The 25,957-nt window shown below is 43.8% G+C and carries 20 protein-coding genes, 4 tRNA genes and 1 pseudogene; 15 read left to right on the forward strand and 10 right to left on the reverse strand.

What is annotated here, in order from left to right; genetic code table 11:
* Nucleotides 1-68: 68 nt before the first annotated feature.
* The 6 genes from CKQ84_RS05630 to CKQ84_RS05655 are packed head-to-tail and all read left to right on the forward strand — an operon-like array spanning nt 69 to nt 8,337.
* Complete coding sequence (locus CKQ84_RS05630; RefSeq protein WP_105250446.1) at nt 69-2,246, forward strand: type I secretion system permease/ATPase; 2,178 nt, start codon at nt 69-71, stop codon at nt 2,244-2,246.
* The gene (locus tag CKQ84_RS05635) at nt 2,243-3,625 is read left to right on the forward strand and encodes an HlyD family type I secretion periplasmic adaptor subunit (RefSeq protein ID WP_105250447.1); all 1,383 of its coding nucleotides are present in this window, start codon (nt 2,243-2,245) and stop codon (nt 3,623-3,625) included. Before CKQ84_RS05630 ends, CKQ84_RS05635 begins: the two co-directional genes overlap by 4 nt.
* 30 nt (nt 3,626-3,655) lie before the next feature.
* Nucleotides 3,656-5,077, forward strand: coding sequence for a TolC family outer membrane protein (locus CKQ84_RS05640; RefSeq protein WP_105250448.1), 1,422 nt, complete (start codon nt 3,656-3,658; stop codon nt 5,075-5,077).
* On the forward strand, nt 5,074-5,682 hold the full coding sequence (locus CKQ84_RS05645; protein ID WP_105250449.1) for an OmpA family protein: 609 nt from the start codon (nt 5,074-5,076) through the stop codon (nt 5,680-5,682). Before CKQ84_RS05640 ends, CKQ84_RS05645 begins: the two co-directional genes overlap by 4 nt.
* A 19-nt stretch (nt 5,683-5,701) precedes the next feature.
* Nucleotides 5,702-6,409 carry a transglutaminase-like cysteine peptidase gene (locus tag CKQ84_RS05650; protein WP_105250450.1) on the forward strand — a complete coding sequence of 236 codons (708 nt, stop codon included), beginning with the start codon at nt 5,702-5,704 and terminating at the stop codon, nt 6,407-6,409.
* Between the two features lie 8 nt (nt 6,410-6,417).
* Entirely contained in the window at nt 6,418-8,337 is a 1,920-nt protein-coding gene (locus CKQ84_RS05655; RefSeq protein WP_105250451.1) for an EAL domain-containing protein, read from the forward strand.
* A gap of 264 nt (nt 8,338-8,601) precedes the next feature.
* Here CKQ84_RS05655 and CKQ84_RS05660 read toward each other — a convergent pair.
* The 4 genes from CKQ84_RS05660 to CKQ84_RS05675 all read right to left on the reverse strand — a co-directional run bounded on the left by CKQ84_RS05660 (nt 8,602) and on the right by CKQ84_RS05675 (nt 9,049).
* Nucleotides 8,602-8,678: transfer RNA gene (locus CKQ84_RS05660), tRNA-Pro, on the reverse strand.
* 56 nt (nt 8,679-8,734) lie between these two features.
* A tRNA-Pro gene (locus tag CKQ84_RS05665) sits at nt 8,735-8,811 on the reverse strand.
* A 32-nt stretch (nt 8,812-8,843) separates the two neighbouring features.
* A tRNA-His gene (locus tag CKQ84_RS05670) sits at nt 8,844-8,919 on the reverse strand.
* A gap of 53 nt (nt 8,920-8,972) precedes the next feature.
* Nucleotides 8,973-9,049 (reverse strand) — tRNA-Arg (locus CKQ84_RS05675).
* A gap of 206 nt (nt 9,050-9,255) precedes the next feature.
* Between CKQ84_RS05675 and CKQ84_RS05680 the strand changes: the two are divergent.
* Nucleotides 9,256-11,903 (forward strand): annotated as a pseudogene (locus CKQ84_RS05680) (diguanylate cyclase).
* 47 nt (nt 11,904-11,950) lie between these two features.
* Here CKQ84_RS05680 and rep read toward each other — a convergent pair.
* The gene (gene rep, locus CKQ84_RS05685) at nt 11,951-13,963 is read right to left on the reverse strand and encodes a DNA helicase Rep (RefSeq protein WP_105250453.1); all 2,013 of its coding nucleotides are present in this window, start codon (nt 13,961-13,963) and stop codon (nt 11,951-11,953) included.
* Between the two features lie 234 nt (nt 13,964-14,197).
* Between rep and CKQ84_RS05690 the strand changes: the two genes are divergently transcribed.
* The 3 genes from CKQ84_RS05690 to CKQ84_RS05700 all read left to right on the forward strand — a co-directional run bounded on the left by CKQ84_RS05690 (nt 14,198) and on the right by CKQ84_RS05700 (nt 15,295).
* A complete protein-coding gene (locus tag CKQ84_RS05690; RefSeq protein ID WP_006083441.1) occupies nt 14,198-14,452 on the forward strand; it encodes an accessory factor UbiK family protein in 255 nt (84 codons plus the stop codon).
* A 93-nt stretch (nt 14,453-14,545) separates the two neighbouring features.
* Nucleotides 14,546-14,911: a hypothetical protein gene (locus CKQ84_RS05695; protein WP_105250454.1), complete on the forward strand. Its 366-nt coding sequence runs from the start codon at nt 14,546-14,548 to the stop codon at nt 14,909-14,911.
* Between the two features lie 36 nt (nt 14,912-14,947).
* Nucleotides 14,948-15,295 carry a hypothetical protein gene (locus tag CKQ84_RS05700; RefSeq protein ID WP_105250455.1) on the forward strand — a complete coding sequence of 116 codons (348 nt, stop codon included), beginning with the start codon at nt 14,948-14,950 and terminating at the stop codon, nt 15,293-15,295.
* Here the strand turns inward: CKQ84_RS05700 and CKQ84_RS05705 are convergent.
* Nucleotides 15,292-16,464: a winged helix-turn-helix domain-containing protein gene (locus tag CKQ84_RS05705; protein WP_105250456.1), complete on the reverse strand. Its 1,173-nt coding sequence runs from the start codon at nt 16,462-16,464 to the stop codon at nt 15,292-15,294. The two genes, CKQ84_RS05700 and CKQ84_RS05705, sit on opposite strands and share 4 nt — an antisense overlap.
* A gap of 247 nt (nt 16,465-16,711) precedes the next feature.
* Here CKQ84_RS05705 and CKQ84_RS05710 point away from each other — a divergent pair, with 247 nt between their 5' ends.
* The 3 genes from CKQ84_RS05710 (at nt 16,712) to CKQ84_RS05720 (ending at nt 19,800) form a co-directional block, all read left to right on the forward strand.
* The gene (locus tag CKQ84_RS05710) at nt 16,712-17,242 is read left to right on the forward strand and encodes a hypothetical protein (protein ID WP_105250457.1); all 531 of its coding nucleotides are present in this window, start codon (nt 16,712-16,714) and stop codon (nt 17,240-17,242) included.
* 176 nt (nt 17,243-17,418) lie between these two features.
* Nucleotides 17,419-18,897 (forward strand): cell envelope integrity protein CreD, encoded by a 1,479-nt coding sequence (creD, locus tag CKQ84_RS05715; protein WP_105250458.1) that lies wholly within the window; start codon nt 17,419-17,421, stop codon nt 18,895-18,897.
* Between the two features lie 120 nt (nt 18,898-19,017).
* Entirely contained in the window at nt 19,018-19,800 is a 783-nt protein-coding gene (locus CKQ84_RS05720) for a phosphatase PAP2 family protein (RefSeq protein WP_105253007.1), read from the forward strand.
* Nucleotides 19,801-19,883: 83 nt separating this feature from the next.
* On the opposite strand, the gene CKQ84_RS05725 is transcribed toward CKQ84_RS05720, so the two are convergent.
* Nucleotides 19,884-20,609 carry an ABC transporter substrate-binding protein gene (locus CKQ84_RS05725; RefSeq protein ID WP_105250459.1) on the reverse strand — a complete coding sequence of 242 codons (726 nt, stop codon included), beginning with the start codon at nt 20,607-20,609 and terminating at the stop codon, nt 19,884-19,886.
* A gap of 190 nt (nt 20,610-20,799) precedes the next feature.
* On the opposite strand from CKQ84_RS05725, the gene CKQ84_RS05730 reads away from it, so the two are divergent.
* Both CKQ84_RS05730 and CKQ84_RS05735 read left to right on the forward strand, forming a co-directional pair.
* Complete coding sequence (locus tag CKQ84_RS05730; RefSeq protein ID WP_105253008.1) at nt 20,800-21,300, forward strand: Lrp/AsnC family transcriptional regulator; 501 nt, start codon at nt 20,800-20,802, stop codon at nt 21,298-21,300.
* Between the two features lie 340 nt (nt 21,301-21,640).
* Nucleotides 21,641-23,005 carry a sodium-dependent transporter gene (locus tag CKQ84_RS05735; protein ID WP_105250460.1) on the forward strand — a complete coding sequence of 455 codons (1,365 nt, stop codon included), beginning with the start codon at nt 21,641-21,643 and terminating at the stop codon, nt 23,003-23,005.
* A gap of 240 nt (nt 23,006-23,245) precedes the next feature.
* On the opposite strand, the gene CKQ84_RS05745 is transcribed toward CKQ84_RS05735, so the two are convergent.
* From CKQ84_RS05745 to CKQ84_RS05755, 3 genes are all read right to left on the reverse strand, one after another.
* Entirely contained in the window at nt 23,246-24,109 is an 864-nt protein-coding gene (locus CKQ84_RS05745) for a Tim44 domain-containing protein (protein ID WP_105250462.1), read from the reverse strand.
* Between the two features lie 303 nt (nt 24,110-24,412).
* The gene (locus tag CKQ84_RS05750; protein ID WP_105250463.1) at nt 24,413-24,820 is read right to left on the reverse strand and encodes a hypothetical protein; all 408 of its coding nucleotides are present in this window, start codon (nt 24,818-24,820) and stop codon (nt 24,413-24,415) included.
* Between the two features lie 603 nt (nt 24,821-25,423).
* Nucleotides 25,424-25,942, reverse strand: coding sequence for a DUF4303 domain-containing protein (locus CKQ84_RS05755; RefSeq protein ID WP_105250464.1), 519 nt, complete (start codon nt 25,940-25,942; stop codon nt 25,424-25,426).
* Between the last annotated feature and the right edge of the window lie 15 nt (nt 25,943-25,957).

A 25,957-nucleotide genomic window follows, 5' to 3' on the forward strand; every position in this document is an offset into this window, starting at 1 on the left:
TAGAAATATAGGCCATCATGACCGATACTTGCCATAACCATATAAAAATCCAAAGGATAAGTAATTAGGTGTCAGCTGCAGCTTCTGAAAAAATTGATCAATGGACCATTTCAGCCTCACAAAGAGTGTTAGTGGATCCTTTGCTGGATTGTTTAGTGTTACTCACTGAGCATTTTGGCAATCCGTGCTCGAGCGATTCGCTTGCGGCAGGTTTACCCTTGTCAGGTACCGTGTTATCACCCGACTTATTGCCTCAGGCGGCTTCAAGAGCGGGTCTAGCGGCAAAGCTATCTCGAAAAGGCTTAAACGAAGTATCACCTATATTGCTCCCCTGTATTTTATTATTAAAAGACAAAAAAGCCTGTATATTGCGAGAACTTGATGTTGCATCAGATAAAGCAATTATTCAATTACCCGAGACGGGCGGTGAAGAAACACTGACAATTGAGTCGCTCGAAGCCTTATATGTGGGATATTTATTCTTAGTCAAACAAGAATACCGTGGCGACATGGGCTTTGATGTTTATCTACACGATAATAAAACCCACTGGTTAGTCCAAACCCTCAAAGATTCAGCACCCATTTATCGTGATGCATTAATCGCTTCTGTATTGGTGAATTTATTCGCCTTAGTTTCACCGTTATTTATTATGAATGTGTATGACAAAGTCGTCCCAAACCTCGCCTTTGAATCCCTTTGGGTTTTAGCGATTGGTGCGGCGATTGCCTATATGTTCGATCTTATCATGCGGCAACTTAGAAGTTACCTCATCGATGTTGCAGGAAAAAAAGTAGATATTATTGTCTCATCACGCTTATTTGCTAAAGCAATTGGTATTCCGCTAGAAAAACGTTCTCCTAGTATCGGCGGCATGGCGAAACAGTTAGGTGAATTCGATAATATTCGTGAAATTTTAACTTCGGCAACGATCACAACTTTAGTCGATCTCCCCTTCGCGATATTTTTCTTAATTATTATTTTTATTGTCGCTGGTGATCTCGCTATAGTTCCAGTCATTGGCGGCATAATCATTATTGGCTTCACGCTTTATATTCAACCTAAACTCAAAGCGGCAATCGAAGAAGGCAATAAATTTTCAAGCTTAAAACATGGGCATTTAATCGAGAGCTTATCAGCGCTAGAGTCAATTAAAGCTAATGGTGCTGAAGGAATTGTGCAAAAAAGCTGGCAACAGATGATAGGCCACAGTGCAAACTGGCAATTAAGGTCAAAAAAGCTCTCCAACTCAGTATCGAACGTAGCGAACTTTACGGTGCAATTTACCGTTGTCTGCGTGGTGATTTTGGGCGTTTATCGTGTGGCTGATAATGCGATATCTATGGGCGGAATTATTGCTGCGGTCATGCTATCGAGCCGCGCCATTTCACCTATGGCACAACTTGCAGGCCTGATGACGAGAGCAAACCACACAGCTAGTGCACTACGCCAACTGAATGAAATCATGACTCAAGAAGATGAGTTTGAAAATAAAGGACATTTAGTTAGTAAACAAAGACTCATAGGCAAGATCAATGCTGATCATGTCGGTTTTAGTTATCCCGGTTCTGAAAAGCCTGTGTTGCATCCGATGTCGCTGACGATTAATCCTGGCGAACGCATTGCCATTATAGGTCGAAATGGTTCAGGTAAAAGTACGCTCGCTAAGCTACTGGTTGGGCTATTTCAACCCACGGCAGGAAGCTTGCGCTACGACGGTTTAGACTCAGCACAGATTCATCCAAGTGATTTACGCCGTAATTTTGGCTACTTACCCCAAGATGTCACCCTATTCCATGGTTCTATTCGCGACAATATTTTATTTGGTACACGTCAAGTCACTGAACATCAACTCATCCGCGCGGTACAGCTTTCTGGTGTGAGTCAATTCACCAACCTAGAAGCAGAAGGCCTAGACCAACAGGTCGGCGAAGGTGGCATGTCACTCAGTCGCGGACAAAGACAAACCGTCGCTCTTGCTCGAGCCACACTGAATGATCCCCCAGTGTTACTGATGGATGAGCCTACGGCGAGTTTAGATGCTCGCGCTGAACAGCAATTTATTCGTTCAATGCAAAATGTCAGCAAAGATAGAACGTTAATTCTTATTACCCACAAGATGCATTTATTGCAACTCGTCGACCGCATTATTGTACTTGAACGCGGCCATGTGGTTGCCGATGGACCTAAAGCAGAAGTGCTAGAAAAACTCAATTTTGGCCTAGTGAACGGAGAGGCTAAGAGATGAGTAAACATCTAACAACAAACGACTTAGACATGGTTGATGATGTCTATGGCGCCATGATGACAGACGCTCCCAGCGGACACAGATTAATCATATGGGCACTTGCTGCTATGGTAGCGTGTTTTTTACTGTGGGCGGGGTTTGCTCAATTAGATAAGGTTACTACTGGAACGGGAAAAGTGATTCCTTCATCACAAGTTCAAGTTATCCAAAGTCTAGATGGCGGCATAATGCAAGAACTCTACGTTCAAGAAGGTGAGATAGTCACAAAAGGGCAGCCTTTAGTGCGTATTGATGATACCCGCTTTCGCTCCGACTTTGCTCAACAAGAGCAAGAGGTTTATGGCTTAAAAACCAATGCTATCCGCATGCGCGCCGAACTCGACAGCATTCGAATATCAGACATGACCTCTGATTGGCGTGAGCAAGTGCTTATCACTAAAGAAGCATTGATATTCCCTGAGGCTATCATTGCTGCAGAACCCGCCTTAGTGAAAAGACAACAGGAGGAATACAACGGGCGCTTAGATAACTTAAGTAACCAACTTGAGATCCTCGTACGTCAAATTCAACAAAGACAGCAAGAAATTGATGATCTCGCCTCTAAAACAACGACATTAACGACGAGCATGCAACTAATATCCCGCGAGCTTGAACTCACTCGACCTTTAGCCAAAAAAGGTATTGTTCCTGAAGTTGAGTTACTCAAACTCGAACGCACGGTAAACGACTTGCAAGGTGAATTGAATTCAATGCGTTTACTCCGCCCTAAAGTAAAAGCGGCATTAGATGAGGCTATCTTAAAACGCCGTGAAGCCGTATTTGTTTACGCTGCAGAGCTGCGCGCGCAGCTCAATGAAACTCAAACCCGCCTCTCTCGCATGAATGAAGCACAAGTTGGCGCGCAGGATAAAGTCAGTAAGGCGATTATCACCTCCCCTGTTAATGGCACCATTAAAACCACACATATCAATACACTGGGTGGTGTAGTGCAACCTGGGATCGATATTATCGAGATAGTACCGTCGGAAGATCAACTGCTGATAGAAACTAAAATCTTGCCTAAAGATATTGCTTTCTTACATCCAGGATTACCCGCCGTAGTAAAAATTACCGCCTATGATTTTACCCGCTATGGCGGCCTTAAAGGAACTGTCGAACATATTAGTGCCGACACTTCTCAAGATGAAGAAGGCAATAGCTACTATCTCATCAGAGTTAGGACTGCAGAATCTAGTTTAACCAAAAACGATGGCACACAGATGCCAATTATTCCGGGAATGTTAACTTCAGTTGACGTTATCACGGGGCAAAGATCCATACTTGAGTACATTTTAAATCCAATTTTAAGGGCTAAGGACACAGCGCTCAGAGAGCACTAAGCCTTTTTTTTATAAACCGGGAGGTTGGTCATGAAGACTTCAGCAATACGACAATTTCAATGTTCAAAGATAGCCATAGTGCTGTCATTAATCCTGTTACCTTTATCGGCTCAAAGTCAGACGTTAGAACAAGCCGTTGCACATACGCTAGATACAAACCCAGATTTACGAGTGGCCTTCAACCGCTTTAAAGCGCGAGAAGAACAAGTTAATCAAGCGATAGCAGGCTATATGCCAACTATTGATGTCAATGGTGGCTACGGTTACGAACAAACCGACAGCGTATCGACACGTAGACGACCCAATATCGGCGAAGTCGATAGCAAAGGGGTGGCTGAATTAAATCCCGGAGAGTTTGGTGTTAGCATAAAACAAATGCTTTTCGATGGTTTCTACACCAGCAGTGAAGTTGATCGTTATAGCTTTGAAGCTAGCGCAGACCAATGGGCACTGCTTGCTGCTGCTGAAGATATGGCACTCGATGTCAGTAAAGTCTATCTCAACTATTTACGCACCGATGAAGTGTTAAAATTAGCCGAGAAAAACCTTAACAGCCATAAAGAAATTTATGACCAGATTAAACAACGTACTGACTCAGGTTTAGGCTCAATCGCAGATCTATCCCAAATCTCGGGACGTTTGGCGCGTGCTAATGCTAACGTTATTTCTGCTCGCAACAATTTACTTGATGCAAAAGCACAGTACGTCAAAATTGTAGCGGCGGCACCGGCAGACTTAATATTACCAGTGCCAGATGCAGACATGCTGCCAAAGGATCTTAGCTCTGGCATTATTGTTGCGCAAGAGAATCACCCCATACTCAAATCTGCAGCAAACGATATTAGTGCCGCAGAAAATGAACGCTCTTCAGTACAATCCAATTACTATCCTCAGGTTTCTTTAGAACTGAATGGTAACTGGAATAACGATATCAGCGGCGAAGACGGAATATCAGGTGCTGGTGCTTTCCGCAGTGATGTGGGTGGCCATAGTAACGATCTCGTCGCCATGGTGAGGGTGAGATACAACTTATTTGCGGGTGGTAAAGATCTTGCCCGTGAAAAAGAAACTGCTTACAAGTTAGGTGAAGCGAAAGAAATCCGCCAACGTGCCCAACGAGAGGTTGTTGAAGGGGTAAACCTAGCTTGGAACGCATTTGAAATGCTAGCGCCGCAAAAACAATATATTCGCGATCATGTCGTGGCCGCAAAGGATACTCAAACAGCCTATGCACAACAGTTCAACTTAGGCCAACGCAGTCTACTCGACTTATTAGATACCGAAAATGAGCTCTTCGAGGCGCGTAAAGACTACTTACAAGCTGAATATGATGAAGTTATTGCTAAGTATCGCGTGCTCAATTCTACAGGGCGATTATTAGACTCACTTAAAGTGACAAGACCTGATGCATGGCGCGGAGAGCGCAATTATGAAGGAGGAGCTAACAAATGAAAACTCTCACATTTTTTCTAAGTGTCACTCTTTTAGCTGGTTGTTCGATGCGCGATACGGTTAATATTGACGAAATGGTCACAACTCAAACCTATGATCTATCTGATAAAGATAGCGATGGTGTCATTGAAGCCCGTGAACGCTGCAACGACACCGCCCAAGGGGCAGGTATTGATAACTATGGCTGTGGCAAAATAAAAGCGATTAACGAGCGAAAGGAAATAAATATTTTATTCCCGAATGACTCTGCTTATATTGCGCCTGAGTACTATCCTCAAATTGAAGAGGTGGCTATTTTTCTACGTCAGTATCCAACGACCAAAGTGACTATCGAAGGTCACACGAGTCGCACAGGAACCGATGAACGAAATACAGTATTATCTCAAGAACGTGCAAATGCTGTCACCGCAGTACTGGCTGAACGCTTTAGTATTGATAGAAGTCGATTAACTGCTATTGGATATGGTTCTAGCCGCCCAATTGTTTTAGAACAGACGCCGGAAGCAGAAATTCGTAACCGTCGTGTTGTTGCAGAAGTCACTGGTGATGATACGGCAGCAGACATGAAATGGACAATTTACTCGGTCGATGACAACTCAAAATAAAGGACTAACACATTAGGTTATGAACGGCAGACTTGATTATAAAGATTCATTATTGCGAGTCTGCCGCTTTAGCCTAATAGCGTCAGCCTTAGGCATATGTTGCCTATATGCGGCCCCCACACAAAACCTTGATGAAGTGAAGATAACTTCAACCCTAGAAAAACATTACGGCGAACGTGCTGGAATGCGAGCAAGGGCTTGGTTCAAAGTGTTATCGGAAGCGAGTACGCTAGATGAAAAAGAAAAGTTATTGAAGGTGAATAACTTTTTTAATTTATTCCGTTTTGTGGATGACAGTAAATTATGGGGAGACTCGAATTATTGGGCAACGCCGATGGAGTTTATTGGTGTGAATGGCGGTGATTGCGAAGACTTTTCGATCGCAAAATACTTCACCCTACTCCAACTTGGTGTTCAAGAGGACAAGATGCGGATCACTATGGTTAAAGCCACTACGGTTAATCAATACCATATGGTATTGGCTTACTATGAAACACCATCATCAATTCCTTTAGTGCTCGATAATCTTGACCATGAAATAAAACCCGCCACAAAAAGAAAAGATCTACTGCCTGTTTATAGCTTTAACGGTAAACAGTTATGGCTCAATAAAGAGCAAGGTCGAGGCGTACTGGCAGGGTCCTCAAAACGATTAGAAAAATGGAACGATCTTAACCATAGATTAGGTGTTGACCGTCTTAGGCAACCAAAATTAAAACTGGAGTAGCACCAAAAATGACACTGTTTAGACAGATTTATTCGCTGCTTTTTAGCCTGTTCTTGCTTGTAGTTGCAAGCCTTGGCTATGTGCAATTCACTGAGACTCAAAGCTTTTTAACAAAGCAAATGGAGTCCGATCTAAACAATGCCAGCACTTCACTCGGTCTAATGCTTACCCCAGCACTCGAAGCCGGCGATACCGCAGCAGCAGAAACCTTAGTGAATGTTATTTTTGAAGGTGGTTACTATCAAAATGTAAAATTGACTTGGATGGTCGATGGTAAGCAACAAGAGTGGAATAATCCTTTAAAAATTGAAGATGTCCCTCAATGGTTTATCAATCTAGATCTGTTTAAAACCATCAAAAAACAAAGCACTATCACCTCGGGTTGGCTGCAGCTAGCACAGCTTGAAATCACTGCTCATCCTGGTTTTGGTTATCATGAACTATGGCGAATCATGTCCAATACCATCATAGCCTTCTCACTACTTTTTCTCGTTGCTATTTTTACAGCAAGAGTAGGCTTAACATGGATATTGAAACCTCTCCACACCCTGTCTGAACACGCGAAAAGTATCGCAGCACGCCAATTTGGTCCAGACATGGCACTACCCAAAACAACCGAATTAAAAGACTTAGTGACTGCATTTAACAGCATGTCAGCTCAATTGAAACAAGTGTTCCATTCTCTTGACGAAGAGGTTGGCGCGTTACGTAAGAAGAATCTTGTCGATCCGGCGTCAGGCCTGCCTAACCGCCAATATGTAGTAAGCCGTTTAAATGGTTGGTTAAGTGAACCTAGCAGCGGCGCTTTATTCCTCGCCAAGCTCGACTGGCTCGAAGAAGTGCACAGTAAATATGGCTATCAAGTCCGAGATGAAACCATACGGATCCTCGCAGAAAAGTTTCAACAGCAATTAAACGAAATAACGCCTTCAGTCATAGGGCGTATTGCCGCCTATGAATTTGCATTTTTAGTGACCGATGTTGAACACGATCAGATCAGTAAATATTTACAAACACTTATCCGTACCATCAATCAAGAAATGTCAAAAGCAGGCTGTAAGCCCAACGAAGACTTTGCTATCGGTATTGCAGAACGTATTGGGCAAATGAATGTGTCTGATATTTTGGCCCAAGCCGACAATGCCCTTCAAAAAGCGTTACAAGAAAATAAAACCTTCCACTGGTTTGAAACCACAGAGCAGCAATTATTCACCCGCGAGCAATGGCGCGATAACCTCAGCCATGCCATCAGCAATAAGAAGTTTAAGTTTAGATGGCAACCCATCCAATTTTGCGATGGTGATGGCATAGCGCAACGGGAATTGTATTGCCAATTAGAGCTTGGCGATCAACTCGCCCATGCAGGGCAATTTATGCCGTATATCGAGTTATTATCACTTGGTGCCTTACTCGATAAATGCTTAATTGAAACTGTCTACGAGCAAAAACTGCTCGAGCGGAGCTATGAACCGCTCGCTATTAACTTAACACACCAAAGTATTAACGATCCTCAGTTCCATGAGTGGCTAAATCAATTTTTGCGAAATGCCACATTTATTGAGCGCATCTGCTTCGAAATCCCTGAGGCTGGTGTTTATAGTGATCTTAAGTCATGCCAGCACTTATGTAACATCATTCGCGATAACGGTGCTAAGTTTGGTATTGACCACTTTGGTCGTCAGTTTGGCTCTATGTCTTATCTACAGGAATTAAGACCTAGCTATGTGAAGCTGGATCAATCCTTCGCCTACTATGATGAGACACACCACAACAGCGAATTGTGCCGCGCCCTAATCAACGTAGCAAAAGGATTGGACATTCAAGTCATAGTGACGGGTATTCAAGAAAAAGCTCAGCTAGAACGTTTTAACGAGCTTAGAACAGATGCCTATCAAGGCTTTATCGCCCCGCCAGTGAATCTTGACTAAGCCGTATTATTAAGAAGTGATGTTTGCAAACAAAAAGCTCCGTAAGGAGCTTTTTGTTTTTCTACGGTTGAGTGACTATGACGATACAGTTCTGCTCTGCAAGTCTGTCAGGTGTAAATAAGAACTGTGGCCAACTTCTATACTCATTGAGGATACGCTATCAAGCGACAACAAACATGATAATGTCAGTGAGTAGTTCCATTTCGCCAATGCAAAAAAGCCTCAGTGTATTCATTAATGAATACTGAGGCTTTTCTACTTATTTGGTCGGTGATAGAGGATTCGAACCTCTGACCCTCTGGTCCCAAACCAGATGCGCTACCGGACTGCGCTAATCACCGTAAAACATTAACTATTTACTTAACTTAAATTAAGCTCGCTAGTCACGCGAAGAATTTGGTCGGTGATAGAGGATTCGAACCTCTGACCCTCTGGTCCCAAACCAGATGCGCTACCGGACTGCGCTAATCACCGAGAATAAAAATCTTTATATCAAAGTAAATGAATGGGGTGACTGATGGGGCTCGAACCCACGACAACCGGAATCACAATCCGGGACTCTACCAACTGAGCTACAATCACCACTGATTTTCACTTACTTTGCTAACCTTAAAGCTCACAATTCTATTCGGAAGTGGTGCGCCCAAAAGGATTCGAACCTTCGGCCTCACCCTCCGGAGGGGTGCGCTCTATCCAGCTGAGCTATGGGCGCTCACCTTGGTTAGCGCCGCATATACTAGGGTCAAATCCCCTTTGAGTCTATAGCTGTTTTGCACTTTTTTTACTGACTGCTCAAGTTTTATCACATTAGCTGACTTTTAAAGCGGAATGCAGCCAAAATATGACTTGGATGTTACAGTATTTCATGCTAATTATAGACTTTGGTAAAAGCAAACATATATTTAACTAGTGAGTATCATGTTTAAGGATGAAGATGAAACTGGCCAGCCGCGTGTGAGTGAAATTGAACGCTTACGCAAAAAAATTATTCGCTTAAAACAATTAGCGCATAAATATAAGCATGCTGAGATCATTCAAAACGCATTACTCGAAATATCCAATATTGCGACTCATGCTTCTTCACTCGAAGAATTCTATGTCGGCGTACATAGCCATCTAAAACAGCTCATTCCCGCTGATAATTTTTTTATTTCAACCCTGGATACTCACACAGGTGAACTCGCCATCCCCTTTTTCGCTGATGAGAAAGATGCCCATCCAGCGGAGCTTTATCCTGAACAATCACTATCTACATTATTACAGCAAGGATTAACAGGCTACGTACTCAGAACTGGGAAAGCTTTGTTGTGTAACAATGACACAGTCAATGAACTGATTGCCGCTGGAGAAATTGTTAATTTAGGTTCTCCCTGTCATCTGTGGCTGGGCGTGCCCATCAAACAAGATGACATAGTAACGGGTGTGTTAGTGGTGCAAACCTATGACACAAACATCAGTTATGGTGAAATCGAACTCGAGTTAATGACGTTCATTTGTCACCATATTGCTGGGGTAATGGAACGGCTAAAACATCAAGAACAATTAGAACAAGCTATCCAGCAAAGGACAAAAGAACTCAGCCAAGCCTACGATAAGTTAAAACTAGAAGTCTATGAACGGCGTAGAGCTGAACGCTTACAAAAATCACTGTTCGAAATCGCCGAGCTAGCAAGTTCCAGTGCAGACAACCCAGACTTTTATGCCCAATTGCATAATGTTATTCGACACCTCATTCCCGCCAACAATTGCTATATCGCGCTTTTGGATGACACAGAAACCCACCTCACGTTTCCTTTTTATGTATCGCAATTAGCCAATAAGCACCCTGGCACTCGGCCGCTACAAGACGGCTTAACCGAATATGTGCTCAAACATAAGCGCCCACTATTGCTAGATCAAAGCAGTATCAATGCATTAATTGCCTCTGGTGAGCTGTATTCCCAAGCGCCAGCGTTAAATCATACTCAAACCATGCATCAGTGGATCGGAATCCCGCTTTTTATCCATGATCAAGTTCGTGGTGCGTTAACGATTTACAGTTTTAGCATGACACAGAATTACCAAGTTAAAGACTTAGAATTACTGACATTTGTATCACAACATATAGGCTCGGCTATCGAGAAAAAGCTGTCCGCAGAGTCCTTACAACGCAGTTATGAAGAGCTAGAAGAAAAGGTTATTGATCGTACCAAAGCGTTAGCCGAACTGAATAAAAGTCTTGAGAAGGAAATTCAACAACGCCGTAGTATGGAAGCCAAGCTAGTTCACGATGCCAAACATGATGCACTTACAGGCCTGCCTAATCGCGCTATGTTTATGGAGCGTCTATCTCAAGCGATCAAACATGTTCGTCGCCATAGCTTAGAACAGTTTGCCCTGCTGTTTATCGACCTCGACCGCTTCAAACAGATTAACGACACTATGGGACACCTAGAGGGCGATAAATTCTTAATTGAGACGGCAAGCCGCCTCAAGTCCTGCATTCGTGATAATGACACCTTAGCGCGACTCGGTGGCGATGAGTTTGTGATACTGCTCGATAGCATTAACAACATCAACGACGCGAAAGATATATCAGAAAGAGTGATCCAAAAAATATCCCAGCCCTATCGACTTGGCACAATGGAATTTAGTTCTGGAGCCAGTATCGGTATCACCATCAGTGGCAAGCACAGAATTGATACCAGTGAATCTATGTTACGTAATGCAGATACTGCCATGTATCAGGCGAAAGCCAATGGTAAAGGCTGCTATGTTATTTTTGATGATAACGCCCAACATCAGGCCATGCAGGATGTCGAGTTAGAAACTGAATTTAGACATGCATTACACCATGCTGAAATCCAGCTTAGTTACTTACCAGTAGTCAATTTTAAAACAGGTCAAGTGCATGCATTAGAAAGCCGCCTGTTCTGGCAACATCCGCAGCGTGGGCTCTTACAGCAGGAACAACTTAGCACGCTTGCTGAACAGTCACACCTTACCGTTGAGCTCGATAAATATACGATCAACATCATAGATAGCAGCTATCCCCAACTCCTCAAGCAATATGATGAATCTGTTGAATTACATGTCATGCTTTCGAGCCAACATCTCAAGCATAAGCATGTACTGCGCAGTTTGAAAAACACTCTCAAGCAAACCCAGTTAAACCTGAGCCATTTGTGGTTATTCTTCAATGAAAAAGCCCTAGTGCAGGAAACTGAAAATCATATCAATGGCTTTGAATTGTTGCAGAAGCTCGGGGTAAAACTCGGTATCAGCCAGTACGGTAGCGGCTATAGTGCATTAAATAGCTTATTGTTTCTGCCGATAAAAGGCTTAAAACTCGATGCCAACCTCACCAAACAAATACAAGGCGAGCAACAGCTTAAGTTAATGTCAGCCTATCAAAAAACGGCATCAACCTTAGAGCTTCAAACCTTTGTCGATGGCATTGATAACCCTGAACAAAAACGTATCTTCAGTGAACTGGGTTATCAGCTGGGCCAGGGGCTGCTTTAGCCGACACTTTTACCTTATGTGAAACCCAACCACAGATATGTGCTCAGCTCGAATATGCCTAGTAAAAAATAAGTAGCTGATTTAAAAGAATAGTAAGCGAAACCACTCGCTATTTTTTAAACATATCTCTTAAGCTAGAAATATTTGCCCGCCCCGTTTGCATCCGCTCCTGTTCCGTTTGTTGTGGCTTACGATTTTCCCACACCACATCATCTTGAGGTAACTCAAGTAAGAAACGGCTTGGCTCACAACGCATGGTTTCACCAAATTGGCGCCTTTCGCGGCAGAGGGTGAACCAAAGCTCTCGTTGAGCTCGAGTGATACCCACATACGCCAACCGACGCTCCTCATCGACGTTATCTTCGTCTATGCTGGTTTGATGGGGCAAAATACGCTCTTCTACTCCAACCATAAACACGAAGGGAAACTCTAAGCCCTTAGAAGCATGCAAGGTCATCAACTGCACCTGATCGCCACCTTCATCCTCACTATTGCGCTCCATCATGTCCCTGAGCGTCAATCGAGTCACCACCTCTGGTAGAGTCATAGCTTCATCTAACTCATCACCCGCGAGCATCTCAGTCACCCAACGGTAAAGCTCTGAGATATTTTTCATCCGCATTTCAGCGGCCTTGGCACTGGTGCTGGTTTCGTATAAGTAATCTTCATAATTGATCTTACGGATCAAATGCTTCACCGCCTCGACGGGTTCACCACGTTCAGCATGATCCCCAGTCTCCACAATAAAACGACCAAATTGATATAAAGATGACATAGCCGCAGGCGGTAAATGATGATTCAGTTCAGGCTCAAAAATCGCCGCAAACATAGAAATATGCTTCTCGTTGGCAAAATTACCTAGACGCTCTAAGGTCGATGGCCCTATGCCACGTTTAGGTAAATTAACGATACGCAGGAAAGCGTTATCGTCGTCGGGATTCACCACTAACTTCAAATACCCCATGATGTCTTTAATTTCAGCACGGGCGAAAAATGATGTACCGCCACTCAATTTATAAGGAATACGATTCGTCATCAGTGCGCGTTCGAGTAACCGTGATTGATGGTTGCCCCGATACAGAATCGCATAGTCGCCAAACTGAGTACGGCCGACAAACTTGTGCCGCACAATTTCGGCAACAACACGTTCAGCCTCTTGCTCCTCATTGGCGGCAAACAGCACCCGCAACGGCTCACCATAGGCAAGCTCGCTAAACAGGGCTTTATCGTAAACATGGGGATTATTAGCGATAAGAATGTTAGCAGCCCGTAGGATCCGCTGGCTAGAACGGTAGTTCTGCTCCAGTTTAATCAGCTTAAGCTGCGGAAAATCTTTACCCAATAACACGAGGTTTTGTGGCTTAGCACCGCGCCATGAATAGATAGACTGATCGTCGTCCCCCACCACAGTAAAGCGTGCCCGATCACCCACTAACAGCTTTACCATTTCATATTGGCTGGTATTCGTATCTTGATATTCGTCCACCAGCAAATATTGGATCTTGGTTTGCCAGCGCGTCCGCACTTCTTCATGGTGCCGCAACAATAGGGTTGGCATCAGGATTAAATCGTCAAAATCTAAAGCGTTATAGGCTTTCATATGTTGAGCATAACGCTGATACAACATGGCAAATAAGTGCTGTTGCTCATCTTTAGCGATTTTGCGTGCATGCTCGGGAATAACTAAGCCACCCTTCCAGTTTGAAATCGTACTGGCAAGCGCTTTGAGTAAATCTTTATCTTCATCCAACTCGTCTTGGGTTAACTCTTTGAGCAGTGCCAAGGTATCTTGATCATCAAACAGCGAAAAGCCTGGCTTTAAGCCTAAGACCTTATGCTCGCGTTTAATGATCTCAAGCCCTAAAGTGTGGAAGGTTGAAATCCACAGACCTCTGGCTTCCTTGCGGCCCATCGACTGAGCGACCCGCTCTTTCATCTCGCGGGCAGCCTTATTGGTAAAGGTCACCGCCGCGATATTACGCGCCTTATAGCCACACTTTTCGACCAAGTAAGCGATTTTATTGATAATTACGCGCGTTTTACCACTACCCGCACCCGCCAATACTAGGCAAGGGCCTGAAACATAATGAACAGCATCGTTTTGGGCGGGATTGAGTTTCATCTTTGCGCAATATCCAAACAAGTCGACAGAAAGGGATGGGATCATAGCAGAATCGACAGTTTTAAGGCTAACAAATCCCCGCTTAGGTTGAGCAGAACTCAACTCTGTAGATAAGCCTCTCCGTGATATAAACCCCAACAACAGCCAACTAAAGTGTTCACGCGTCTGCTTTACTTTTGAAAGCTAACGTACTGAGTTACAATTGAGCTATTCAGTAAAGAGGCGGACAAGATTATGATCAATCCAAAGAAAATCGAAGAAATGGCGAAACAATTGAGCGAAAGTTTGCCCAGCGGTCTAAAGCAATTTGCCGGTGAATTTGAAGAGCGCAGTAAGCAAGTACTGCAAAATCAATTGCTCAAGTTGGATATGGTTTCCCGTGAAGAATTTGATGTGCAGCAACATGTACTACTGAAAACCCGCGAAAAATTAGAAGCCCTACAAGCTCAAGTCAATGAGTTAGAAAAAAAGCTCAACGCAGCGGGCTAACTTATCATGCATGTTTGAAAGAGCACAGTTAGCGATAGCGCAGCTGTGCTTTTTGTTTTTAACACTTCAAGCATTGAGTCACTTGGGGAAATAATGCAACAACTCGCCAGCTATATCCTTGCTATTGAAGGCTATCCAAGCCCTGTCTACGTGGTAAGCCAATCAAACGAGCAGCAAACCTATCACGATGATAATGTGGAGATTTGTGAGTCCATAACGCTTTATCACTTCGATAACGGGGTTGTGATTAGCAAGCTAAGCGAGCAAGATAAACAAGCTTATGAGTCAGACATGGTTTGTGAAGATTATTGGCTCAGCTATCGGGTTGTAACAGCTCATATTGCGATTTCGTCGCAGCAAAAATCCTTTAGCAATCTATGTCAGCAAAGCTTTTGGCTTAAGATGCAGCAAGGGCTGGCAGTAAAGCCACCGCTGCAACCAGAGCATAAACAGACTTAATGCTTTAGCGTCGAACAATCAAGGAATGAAGCTACAATGGATGTCACAATCAGCACACACTATCAGGACTATCTTCTTTGGGGATTATTGTTGCTTGGTGGCCTGCCGCTACTCACTTATCCCGGTGTGCTTCTCGCCAGTTTGATGGGAATGGCCAGTCAATCAAGCATTAAACCCGCTTTTATCTATCGATTGATGAATCAGTGTTTTCTATGGGGAAGCCTAGTTTATCCCGCCGTGTATATTCCCTGTTATCGCATTACTAGCGATAGTACTGCGACTTCTTCATCTTTAGTCATTGCTGCGTTGCCACTGCTGTATCTAATCTTACTGTATGGCTGCTTTCGCTTTATGGATGCTCCAACTAAAGAGACAAATAATTAAAGCTTTTGTTGGCGAGCATACTTTTGCTTAAGGCCTTTATGGTTAGCCTTAACTAACTTCCAGCGATCACAGCCATTGAAACGAGCATATTCACTGACGGCGATATCAAAGGCCGCACAGAAATCCTCATCTAAGCCATTCACCATCATGCCCTCTTCTAAGGTCAATTGCTGTAATAGCAATAGGTTAGCTTGGCGATCGGCTTTAACATCCACGCGGCCAACAAAAATGTCGCGCCACAGAATCGCTAAAGAATAATAACCATACTGACGCTTTTCGGCTGGGACATAGACTTCAATTTGATAATCAAAATCAAACCATTGCTTTAATCTTTGCCGTTGGATCAATAAATTATCGAAGGGATTAAGCAGCCACACTTTATTAGGTAATGGTGCATTTAGCTGTAATGAAGGGCGATAAAAGTAGCTTTGGCCCGCCGTCTTAAAACACGCTAATAGCCCGTGAGCTAACAACTCTGCCAATTCTTGGGCTACAGCTGATTTCATACCTTTGCGTAAATAAGCCATTTGCGCCGCAGTACCGAAGGCGTGGGCATCAAGATAACGATCAATTAGATAGCGGGTAAATTCACTATCTGTCGGTGCTTTGGCATTTACATCTTGTGGCAACACACGCGCGGTAAGATCGTAAACCTTTTGAAATTTCTCCCGCCGCACCACCATCAACTCACCACGCATAAAGAGCTGCTCTAGGGCTTTTTTCGCGGGTTTCCAATCCCACCAGGTACCGTTTTTAGCTTCACTATGTTCAAAATCACTGGCCTTGAGTGGCCCTTCTGCGAGGATTCGCGCCCGCACTTCCTGCATTATTTTATCGTCGGGCTCAAACCAATGCTTACCGCCATTTTGCAGCTGCTGTTTACGCTGCAAACTAAAACGGTAATCGGCAATAGGTAAATAAGCTGCCGCATGGGACCAATATTCGAAGATCTCTCCTTTGGCTAAAGCCATATCGAGCATCTTTGGCTGATATTCTGGCATACGACTATGCAGCACATGATGATGCGCTCGTTCAACCACGTTGATAGAGTCAATTTGTACATAACTGAGACGTGAAATTGCCTCGGTGACAGAGGTATATGGTTGCAATAATCCTTGCTGCTGCATATTTAATTGCAGCCACTCGCGGGGTGAAAAGGGATTAGACATCGATTCTCCAAATTCAACGACAAGCAAATACCAGACCAGAGAAAAATATAACAAACTGAAAATAAAAGTATTTAGCACACTATTCAACGAGCAGGTTTGTGAAATGTACGCACAAGTCTACTCACTAGGCAATATCTTCGGATAACATAAGCCATTTATACCTTAACGGCTATCGGTTTACCTGCCCGTTAGTTTCACGACTCGAAATAGAGCCTATCTGGCATAGGCTCTTCATTAAGGATTGATGATGAATATCTACTATCGCCAAGCACAACTCTGCGGCCGCAAAACAGGTAATGGCACTAAGCTGCCATTTTTAATGAATATCTTGTATTCACTTGCTGCTAAAAATGGCGATCACCAGCCCTTTTCAATGGATGACATTAACGCGGTACTGTTTAATCAGCATCAGTCGATTGGTTGCTCTATCGAGGCGCCGCTACCGATAGTGAGTTGGCGCACCGAAGCGATAGAGTATGAGTTATTTAAAGGCGAAGAGCTGGTGTACCTGCCCCAATGTATCATCTTTAGCAATGGCGCCATTGCCTATGTCATTGTCGTCATGGGTGATGAGTATGAGCTACGTATTTGGCCTGATTACAGTAACCGTGATAGAGAAAAACACCACTGGTTTTCCCACCATGCCGTAGTCTATTCCGCAGAACTTGACGTCTTTAAGCAAAGCTTCGAAGCACTGCTCAAGCATATTAAAAAAGAAAATGACTACGAGAAAAAACACCCCAAATTTAGCAAAGACATCCCACTATCAGATTCATAAACTTGAATAATGAGTATGGGTTTAGCGGCAATCGCCATAATGTTGCCACTATTGATCAGCAACTTGCCCGCAACTTTTGTAAGAAAATCTGTTTTAATACCCGCCGTGATACCGAGTTAACTCTGCACAATCTTAGCGGATAAGTCTCGGTCGTATTTCATAGGGAATGAAATTCAATGTTCAGCATTATTTTCTGGGTACTCACCCTACTTAGTTTGGCCTTATTTGGTAGCGCAGCCTATTTAGTGGTGCGAGCACTCCTCAAAAAATTTAATCGAAGTCAAGGAATCGATATGTCAGCACAAGAACCGTTGGCAGTAGCCACCGCAAAGGGAACTGCATTAAAAAACACCACCTTATTAAAAGCCTTAACCATTGGCATACTCTCAATCCTCGCGTTGATCCCGCTGGGGATCATTATGGATATGACTTCTGATCGCCAAGCCCTTTACCACAGCGTTGTCGATGAAATCGGCCGTTCATGGGGTGAGCAGCAAACCCTCTCAGGTCCTGCGCTGGTGATCCCTTACAGCTATTTTGTGTTACAAGAAGAAGTCAGTAACGACGGTAAAACTCGCCATGAAGTGAAGCGTACCTATCAAGATGAGCTAGTGATCCTACCGAAAAAGCTCACCCTCGACTTAGACCTAAAACATGATTTTCGCACCCGTGGCATTTATCAATCGCTGGTGTATAACGCAGCTCTACAAGGTCAGGCCGACTTCAGCCTTAACCGTTATGATATTCCTAACCTTATCGCCTTCGATAACAAAAATGCCCGGTTAGTCTTTGGGGTGTCATCGAATCAAGCAATTGATAAAGTAGAAAAAATTGAAATCACCGGTGAGTCAACCTTACTCTCTGGCTCACTGATGTCGGGCACGGGGTTAACCACTGGCGGTTTAGAAAAAGGCTTTAATCAAAAGATCCAAGTCAGCGAAGCGAGTGATTTTAGTGTGGATTTTGCTATGACACTACGCGGATCTCAGTCTATCAGCGCATTGCCACTAGGCGAGCAAACGCTAATCAATATTCGCGCCGACTGGCCGCATCCAAGCTTTAAGGGATTATTACCCGCAGAACGGGACATCAACGCGCAAGGCTTTACTGCAAGTTGGAATATCAGCCACTTAACCCGTAACTATCCACAAGAGTTTATTAAGAGTAATCAATCGACTCTGACTGAAGTGTCGGCTAATGCGATTTTATTCGAACCAGTGACTCACTACGGCAAGATTGATCGCTCGGTAAAATACGGCCTACTGTTTATCGTGCTGACTTTTATCATGTTGTTTATCTTCGAAATTGGACAAAAAACCAGCCTTAGCACGATTCAATATGTGTTAGTCGGCAGCGCCATGGCCTTGTTCTATTTGCTACTACTCTCGCTATCTGAGCATCTAGCCTTCTTGCATGCCTATTTAATTGCCGCTTGTATTCCCGTGCTGTCGGTATCGGCTTATGTAGGGAGTGCCACAGCAAGTATTAAGCGCGGTGCATTAGTGGGCATTATGCTGGTGAGTTTATATGCAGTGCTGTACTCAATACTGCAACTGGAAGATTACGCCCTATTGATGGGTTCAGGTTTACTGTTAGTCGTACTGTTGATTTTGATGTTCGTGACTAGGCATCACCCTAAGAACACGGTGCAATAGCGCCCTACCGATCCACCCTTGAAGACCCCCGACAGCGCCATCTTTTGCTGTCGGGATTTTTTTATTGGCAAAACCATTGCCGCGTTGTAGCCTATGGCGTTTTATGAAGAGGCTTATATTTTGACCCATAGCGTCTATCTTTTACGCCGTTTAGGTTTAGCTTGGATACTGTTGGCAACCATTCCGGGCTTACTATTACTGACACAGAATCAGCTGTTTCCACTGATCGATCTGCACTCTACCTTAGCCAAAACCTTATATTGGATTACCATGACTGGCACTGCGCCCTATGGCGTCGCAACAGTCTTGTTTGTATTGGCGATCGCCTATCGTCATATGCCTAAACCACTCTTTATAAGTTTATTTTTTGCCATCAGCCTCAGCCAAGTTATCAGTTTAGGCTTAAGCCACACCCTCAAATCCTATTTTAAAGAACCCAGACCTAATCTCGTTTTTCTAGCAGAACAAGCACTGCCTAAGCATGAACCGCTTTCACTCGATGCCTTTTATCAATTGGATAAACAGTCACGTTCAAAGACAATTGCCAATGCACTCGATGGCTTGATCGCTGCAGAACCTGCCTTGAAACTCGACTCACGGATCCATCAGCATTGGGAAGATGAAATCGGCTATTCTTTTCCTTCGGGACATACCATTTTTGCTGTGACGCTAGTGCTTACCGCCAGCTACTATTTGCTACTCGCTGGATTACCTAGCTTAGTCATGGCGTTATGGAGCTGGGGATTTTTGATGGGATTAAGCCGTATGCTGCTTGGCATGCATTGGCCACAGGATGTACTGTTTTCAACCTTTTTAGCCGCCATCATCAGCGGATGTAGCGTGTTCTTTGTCAGTAAGTTGCGTCCACTCTCCCATGCGTTTGCTAAAGGATCTGAGCGCTAACGCTGTTAATTCAGCGTCTGGATTTGGCTGTCGACTCACATACGACAGCTTCAAACACTATGAAGTTAAATACTTAGGCATTGCTAAGCACTGCCTAAGTATTTTGCCACTAGGGCCTGATAAATCCCATTGGCCTTAATTCTAGCGAGCCCTTGATTGAAAGTATCCCGCGCCACTGAGTTGTGGAACACCATTCGATAGGATGTTGGGGGAAAAATAAAGTGGTAGCTTAATGCTTGCTGGGTATCAACATCATCCTCAACGAACTTATTCAGTTGAGCGAATATATAACGATCCGCAATCACAGTATTAATGCGACCTAAGTACAACATACGGTTCTGGCTTAATTGGCTATCGACTTCGCGATAAATAGTCTGTTGCGCTACGGCATTAAACTCAGGGCCAAGTAAGAAGCGAGCATTTTCAAAAGCGGCGACACTGTACTTTTTAAGATCCACAATACGTGTTATTTCAAGGCGTTGTTCGGACAAACTGATCGCCACATTGGTATATTCAACATAATCATTAGACCAATAACCATCGACGCCATTTGCAGGGTTCATCGTCATTACAGCATCTAATCGATCTTTATTGAAATATAAAACTTGGCGTTTACGAGAGTAGAATTTGAAGTGGACTGGCTGCCCCATTTCCTTAAACGCGGCCTTAATAATATCGATCTCAAGCCCTGATTCAGCATCTTCGATAATATAAGGCGGTCGATTTAGAGCGCTACCAATGGTTAACGATGCAGAAAATACATAAGTCGGTAATATGAATAAGCAGATTAGCAACAAACTCAAGCGCATACAGTGTCTCACTCTTATTAGTATCATAACAATAGCGGTAAATAACGGGAGTTCCAAACAGCGCGACTCCCAAAATCTCTATCCGTTATCACTGTCACAACCTTTAAAATATCTCATTTGATCAAGATTTTTGGCAAAGTCGGCTAAGACTGGCAAACTAGAGGCTGACTCAGTTAACCCTAAGCTTTCGATGACAGACACTCACCCCTACAAACTCGATCAACTCGATTTAACGATTCTGCGCTTACTGCAAACCCACGGCAGATTATCAAATCTCGAACTGGCCAATAAAGTCGGACTATCGCCATCTCCTTGCTCGCGCCGTGTTAAAGCCTTAGAAGAAGCGGGTTATATTGCCGATTATGCAACGCGTCTGTCGGCGGATAAGTTCAACCTGCATTTGACCGCGTATATCCATGTTCGAATGGAGAAACATACGCCGGCGATTCTCAATCAATTTGAAACCAATGCACTCGCCTACGAAGAAGTCCAAGAATGCGCGCTGATCACGGGCTCTGAGGCCGACTATCAACTTAAAGTACTAGTACAAGATATGGCGCACTTTCGCACTTTCCTGTTAGATAAACTCACGACCAACGTGCATATCGCAGGGGTGCATTCCAGCTTTGTCCTCAAAAAGGTTAAGGACCACACGGCCATTCCCTTAGGGCACGTCAACATTCAAGCATAAGCCAACACCCAACAGTCACAGTAAACACCGCAAACAAGGCAGCGGCACAAGTAACAGTCATAGCACAAAATAGCAGTTAGACATCTGCCATACGGCATTTTTTGACCATAAGATCACAATTCAATGAATTTTTATCATCGCAATGATTCGCCAAATCTCAACCATCAGTCGCACCTGATAGCAATAAAATCTCGCACAAAACAGATAGGCGGCACACAACATCAACCTATAGCCAAAAACCGATAAATTATTGCAGATTAACATCAAATTAACGCACTAAAATTGCGTTGAAATCCTAATTTATCCGCCTAAGATACGCCTTCTTTTTACGGGAGGCACAATGCAATCGGCCAATACAAGTTCAACTAACCACTTCAGCTCACGCTTAGGTTTTATCATGGCGGCCGCTGGTAGCGCCGTTGGCGTCGGCAACATTTGGGGATTCCCCACCCAAGCGGCCACCCATGGTGGCGGCGCCTTTCTACTTGTGTACCTAGTGCTGATTTTCATCCTAGGCATTCCCATGCTGATGGCCGAACTTATGATAGGTCGCCACGGGCAAACCAACCCCGCCGATGCCATGGGCAAACTCGGCTTCAACTCGCTCACCCGCGGTTTAGGCAAGAGCATAGGTTTGCTTTCCATAGTGACAGCGGGATTGATTTATACCTTCTACAGTATTCTCTCCGGCTGGTTTGTCAGCTTTGCCATCGCGCCTATCGCCACAGCCTTTGGCTCGAATGATACCGCCGCTTGGCTAGTGGATTTTTCGCTGTCACGTAATCTGGTGTTTACACTGATCTTCAGCACGCTGGTTTTTCTGGTATTACTGCAAGGCGTGCAAGAAGGCATAGAAAAATGGTCGAAACGCTTAATGCCGTTATTACTGATCATGCTGATCGCGGGCGTGGCGTATATCTTCACCCTAAATGGTGCGAGCGAAGGGATAAGCGCGCTACTAACGCCTAACTTTACCAAGGCGCTAGCGCCAGATACCTTGATCAGCGCGCTCGGACAAACCTTCTTCTCCCTTACCATAGGCACAGGTGCCATGATGGTGTACGGCAGTTATCTGAGCCAAAAAGAGAATATTGCTAAACTGACCGTCTGGGTTGCCTTTACCGACAGCGGCATCGCCTTTCTCGCCGCCTTCTTGATTATCCCGGCCATGTATGTGGCCCAGCACAATGGCGTGGAGATTTTTAACGCTGAGGGCAAGTTACTCGATTCGGATGCATTGGTGTTTACTGTCTTACCCGCGTTATTTTCGACCTTAGGCGATACGGCCAACCTCATCATCAGCGTGATTTTCTTTATTCTGCTGATCATCGCGGGTTTAACCTCGGCCATATCCATCGCCGAAGTACCAACTAGCTATGTGATGCAAAAGTTCGGACTCAGCCGTCAACGCGCCACCTTGATCATCGGCCTATTGTTGACCTCATTATCCCTATTGCTGGCGGTATTTTTTGAGACGCTATTTAGTTTCACTATAATGCTGACCACCCAAATCGCCCAGCCACTGGTAGCCCTCGGTATTGCGGTTTACTTAGGTTGGATTTGGCACCAAACCCAGCTGCTCAAGGCAATTCGTGGGCAAGAAGGTGTCAATAGCACAGGACTCTTTTGGCGCATTTGGCCAAGGTATGTGAAGTATGTTTGCCCTGTGCTGATTATCGCCATAGCCACCAGACAATTTGTGTAACAATTTGAAAAATAACAAAATCCCCGCTAAGTGCTGGTTTTTTTATTTAGCAATTGATGCACTAATTAACTACTTTAAAATAATCAGCAAAGTCTTGCTGCCGCCAATAGTGAATGCGATGACAGCCGGATTTTTTCAATCTATCGATGACGTTGAACTATTAGGGAAGACTGGATTGAAACGAAAGGGGATGTAAACAGCAGCCTTAAGAGATTAAGGCTGCTTTAAACACTGAGCTGATTACTGTTCGATACCCACAATTAACCAAGGTGAATTGGCTTGTGTTACGTTACGCTCTAAATGCCAGATTTCCTTAATGTCCTCTTCTACGCCTTCAACGGTATCGCGATAGCGGCCGCTAAATTTAACACTCACTTCCGCAAGATTTGCATTGTGTGTGGCGCGGACAAGTTCTGCATCCAAAAACATCACTTCTGTGTGTTGGTCGCCCACTAATTCACGGCGTTGGTTGCTGAGTTCGTTGAATAGTTCAATGGAAACATATTCTTGGATTTTGCTTAGATCATTTTCATTCCAAGCCAATTGTAGAGTTTTGTAATGACTGCGAGCACCTTCCAAAAAGCCGGGTAAATCAAAACCCGCAGGTAAATTAAAGGGCACATCACTTGTCGCTTGGCCAAAACCATTGCTGCCGCTGTTTGCATTGGTAGCAAAACCTGTTTGTTCAGTCTGTTGGCGCTGTAGATTAGGACTTGGCTGACTCGCCCCTGCATAGGCAGGTCTTGGCTGCGCCCCCGCTTTTGAGGCCATCACAGTACGGACGATTTTGAATAGCACGAATGCCAGCAAACCGATAATCAAAATATCCATGATTTGAATATTTTCAAAACCACCGCCCATAAACAGCGCAGCCAATAAGCCACCTGCTAATAAACCGCCTAACATGCCGCCCATCATACCTTTTTTGCCCGGTGCTCCCGCTGGCGCCGTAGTCGGTGTGTTGGTCGCCGCTGGTTGAGCCGGAGCCGTTTGATGGCTTTTGCCGATAGATTTACTACCGCCGAATTTTTTCGCTTCAACGACTGGGCTAGTAACTAAGCTAACCGCAAAAATCATCGCCAGCATAATAAATAACTTTTTCATTTATAGGATCTTGTTCGTGTAATCTGAGGTGCTGCCATAATAGCGGGATGACATTATATGTCAATTAGCAAAAATCGGAGGCTGCGGAGCGAGGACTTCCTTCTTGCATCAAAACGTTTAATCCAGCTAGCTTAAAATGACTGCACAACTCAATTCACATCGCTACTCCAGTGACACGCCGTAAATATATCCCTATAGGCTCGACGACGGCATCCATGCCGTCAACGGTCACTTCCATATCAATGTGAATTCATTAGCATGGATGAAACAGTTAACCTTTCCCTGTCTTTTCCCCTATCCTGTTCACTCTATCTTTACTGGCAACACGTACCTTCGACTTGCAGATTCGTAAGGGGATGGACAGGTGTAATCAATAACCATCTTAACGGTATAAAAGCTATCATTCGGAGTAAATCCTAAAACTTTAGGAGCTTCATCGGAAAGTGGTAATGTAGTCAAAAATGCAGCAATCTGGTTGTCATTTTTTTCAGCAAAAAAACTGCCAGTTCTAAAAGGACGGCAATCAGAATTAATAACTAAAGGCCCAACAACTTCGATTGACTGACCTATATCACCTTGAGGTTCAATTTTTATAATAAAGCCTAACTCCTTCGCCAATTCAGAAGTCACTATTTCCTCCACTATAGGTGATGATGCAATTGAACTATATGACACTAAAATCAAATAAATTAAACACAATATTCTAATCATCAAAAAATCCTTAGTGATAAATTCAGCGGAGTAATACTCCATATAAAGCAATAACATAATTCGATTTATGTTTTGCTTCAAGCACTATTCATGTATCTACTATGCCACTATCATCCTGTCTTTTTAACTATGTTGCAGTTTATCTTGGGTGGTCTGATTTATGTCTTCTGATTGTTCAACATGGCTCAACTAAGAATGCGTCAAAAGATATGACAATTAGACTCTGTGACGTGAGAAGTGATTAAGCACTGTCATTCCAGTGACGCGCCAACTTTGGTTTAAAAATAAGTCATCCATGCGGGCTCGACGGCGTCATCTGCTGCACACGGAAGTGCGAATGCCGCGATCACAGGACGTGAAAGAGCGTCCAGGCCGCCAACAGTCACTTACATGCCAGTGCTTAATCCCATAAACTGCCGTACATTCTGATAACCTGAACTACCCAAACCGAAGTCCAGACAGAGGTGACCATCTCAGCAGTCATATCTTTTGAATCAAGATTTAGAATAATCGCCATGAATAAAAGATGCGTTTGTCCTATCTTTTTCATCTTTTCAAAAAGATACTTAGTTTCTATTTTAATAGATAAACCTGTACAGTTAATTAGTCAAATCTTGAAATAAATGCCATTAAAAGTGGTGCATCGTTTATTAATTTTGCAGAAGAGTTTTCTATTTCCTCAGACTCATCGTCGTCAGTAATTGAAACAAAACACACTGTCGAATTTAACTCAATAGGCAGTTCTCTTTTTATTCTGACCAGTACATTTGATAATGTCAGAATGAGTTCACTCTTAAACTTTGCAAAGTTTATTTCTCGAGATGAGTCCTCTCGAAGCATCTTGCTTATTTTGGAGAAGGCTCCCGCATTATACCCATCATAAAACCACTCAGATACTGCCCATCTATAGTAATTTTCACACTCTATGCTCTGATCTTCTTCAGCAGCGAGAATGCTTTTAAGCTTACCCTCAGAGCTAGCACTTAATGATGCTGACATGGCACTACTGTCAGTGTAAAGAGATACCGCATAGAATGCCTCATCTTTATTTTCTAACAATAACATCTTGATTGTATCGTATGTAATTTCAAAGCATTTTTCTTCTAACTCAATCCAGTCCATTATTCACTCCTTGTA

The organism is Shewanella sp. WE21 (assembly GCF_002966515.1).
In the GTDB taxonomy this organism is placed as follows: domain Bacteria; phylum Pseudomonadota; class Gammaproteobacteria; order Enterobacterales; family Shewanellaceae; genus Shewanella; species Shewanella oncorhynchi.

What these genes read in the sequence shown, in the direction of transcription:
- CKQ84_RS05635 (WP_105250447.1), top strand. Translation starts at nt 2,243, where the DNA reads ATGAGTAAACATCTAACAACAAACGACTTAGACATGGTTGATGATGTC.
- CKQ84_RS05640 (WP_105250448.1), top strand. Translation starts at nt 3,656, where the DNA reads ATGAAGACTTCAGCAATACGACAATTTCAATGTTCAAAGATAGCCATA.
- CKQ84_RS05645 (WP_105250449.1), top strand. Translation starts at nt 5,074, where the DNA reads ATGAAAACTCTCACATTTTTTCTAAGTGTCACTCTTTTAGCTGGTTGT.
- CKQ84_RS05650 (WP_105250450.1), top strand. Translation starts at nt 5,702, where the DNA reads ATGAACGGCAGACTTGATTATAAAGATTCATTATTGCGAGTCTGCCGC.
- CKQ84_RS05655 (WP_105250451.1), top strand. Translation starts at nt 6,418, where the DNA reads ATGACACTGTTTAGACAGATTTATTCGCTGCTTTTTAGCCTGTTCTTG.
- rep (WP_105250453.1), bottom strand. Translation starts at nt 13,963, where the DNA reads ATGAAACTCAATCCCGCCCAAAACGATGCTGTTCATTATGTTTCAGGC.
- CKQ84_RS05690 (WP_006083441.1), top strand. Translation starts at nt 14,198, where the DNA reads ATGATCAATCCAAAGAAAATCGAAGAAATGGCGAAACAATTGAGCGAA.
- CKQ84_RS05695 (WP_105250454.1), top strand. Translation starts at nt 14,546, where the DNA reads ATGCAACAACTCGCCAGCTATATCCTTGCTATTGAAGGCTATCCAAGC.
- CKQ84_RS05700 (WP_105250455.1), top strand. Translation starts at nt 14,948, where the DNA reads ATGGATGTCACAATCAGCACACACTATCAGGACTATCTTCTTTGGGGA.
- CKQ84_RS05705 (WP_105250456.1), bottom strand. Translation starts at nt 16,464, where the DNA reads ATGTCTAATCCCTTTTCACCCCGCGAGTGGCTGCAATTAAATATGCAG.
- CKQ84_RS05710 (WP_105250457.1), top strand. Translation starts at nt 16,712, where the DNA reads ATGAATATCTACTATCGCCAAGCACAACTCTGCGGCCGCAAAACAGGT.
- creD (WP_105250458.1), top strand. Translation starts at nt 17,419, where the DNA reads ATGTTCAGCATTATTTTCTGGGTACTCACCCTACTTAGTTTGGCCTTA.
- CKQ84_RS05725 (WP_105250459.1), bottom strand. Translation starts at nt 20,609, where the DNA reads ATGCGCTTGAGTTTGTTGCTAATCTGCTTATTCATATTACCGACTTAT.
- CKQ84_RS05730 (WP_105253008.1), top strand. Translation starts at nt 20,800, where the DNA reads ATGACAGACACTCACCCCTACAAACTCGATCAACTCGATTTAACGATT.
- CKQ84_RS05735 (WP_105250460.1), top strand. Translation starts at nt 21,641, where the DNA reads ATGCAATCGGCCAATACAAGTTCAACTAACCACTTCAGCTCACGCTTA.
- CKQ84_RS05745 (WP_105250462.1), bottom strand. Translation starts at nt 24,109, where the DNA reads ATGAAAAAGTTATTTATTATGCTGGCGATGATTTTTGCGGTTAGCTTA.
- CKQ84_RS05750 (WP_105250463.1), bottom strand. Translation starts at nt 24,820, where the DNA reads ATGATTAGAATATTGTGTTTAATTTATTTGATTTTAGTGTCATATAGT.
- CKQ84_RS05755 (WP_105250464.1), bottom strand. Translation starts at nt 25,942, where the DNA reads ATGGACTGGATTGAGTTAGAAGAAAAATGCTTTGAAATTACATACGAT.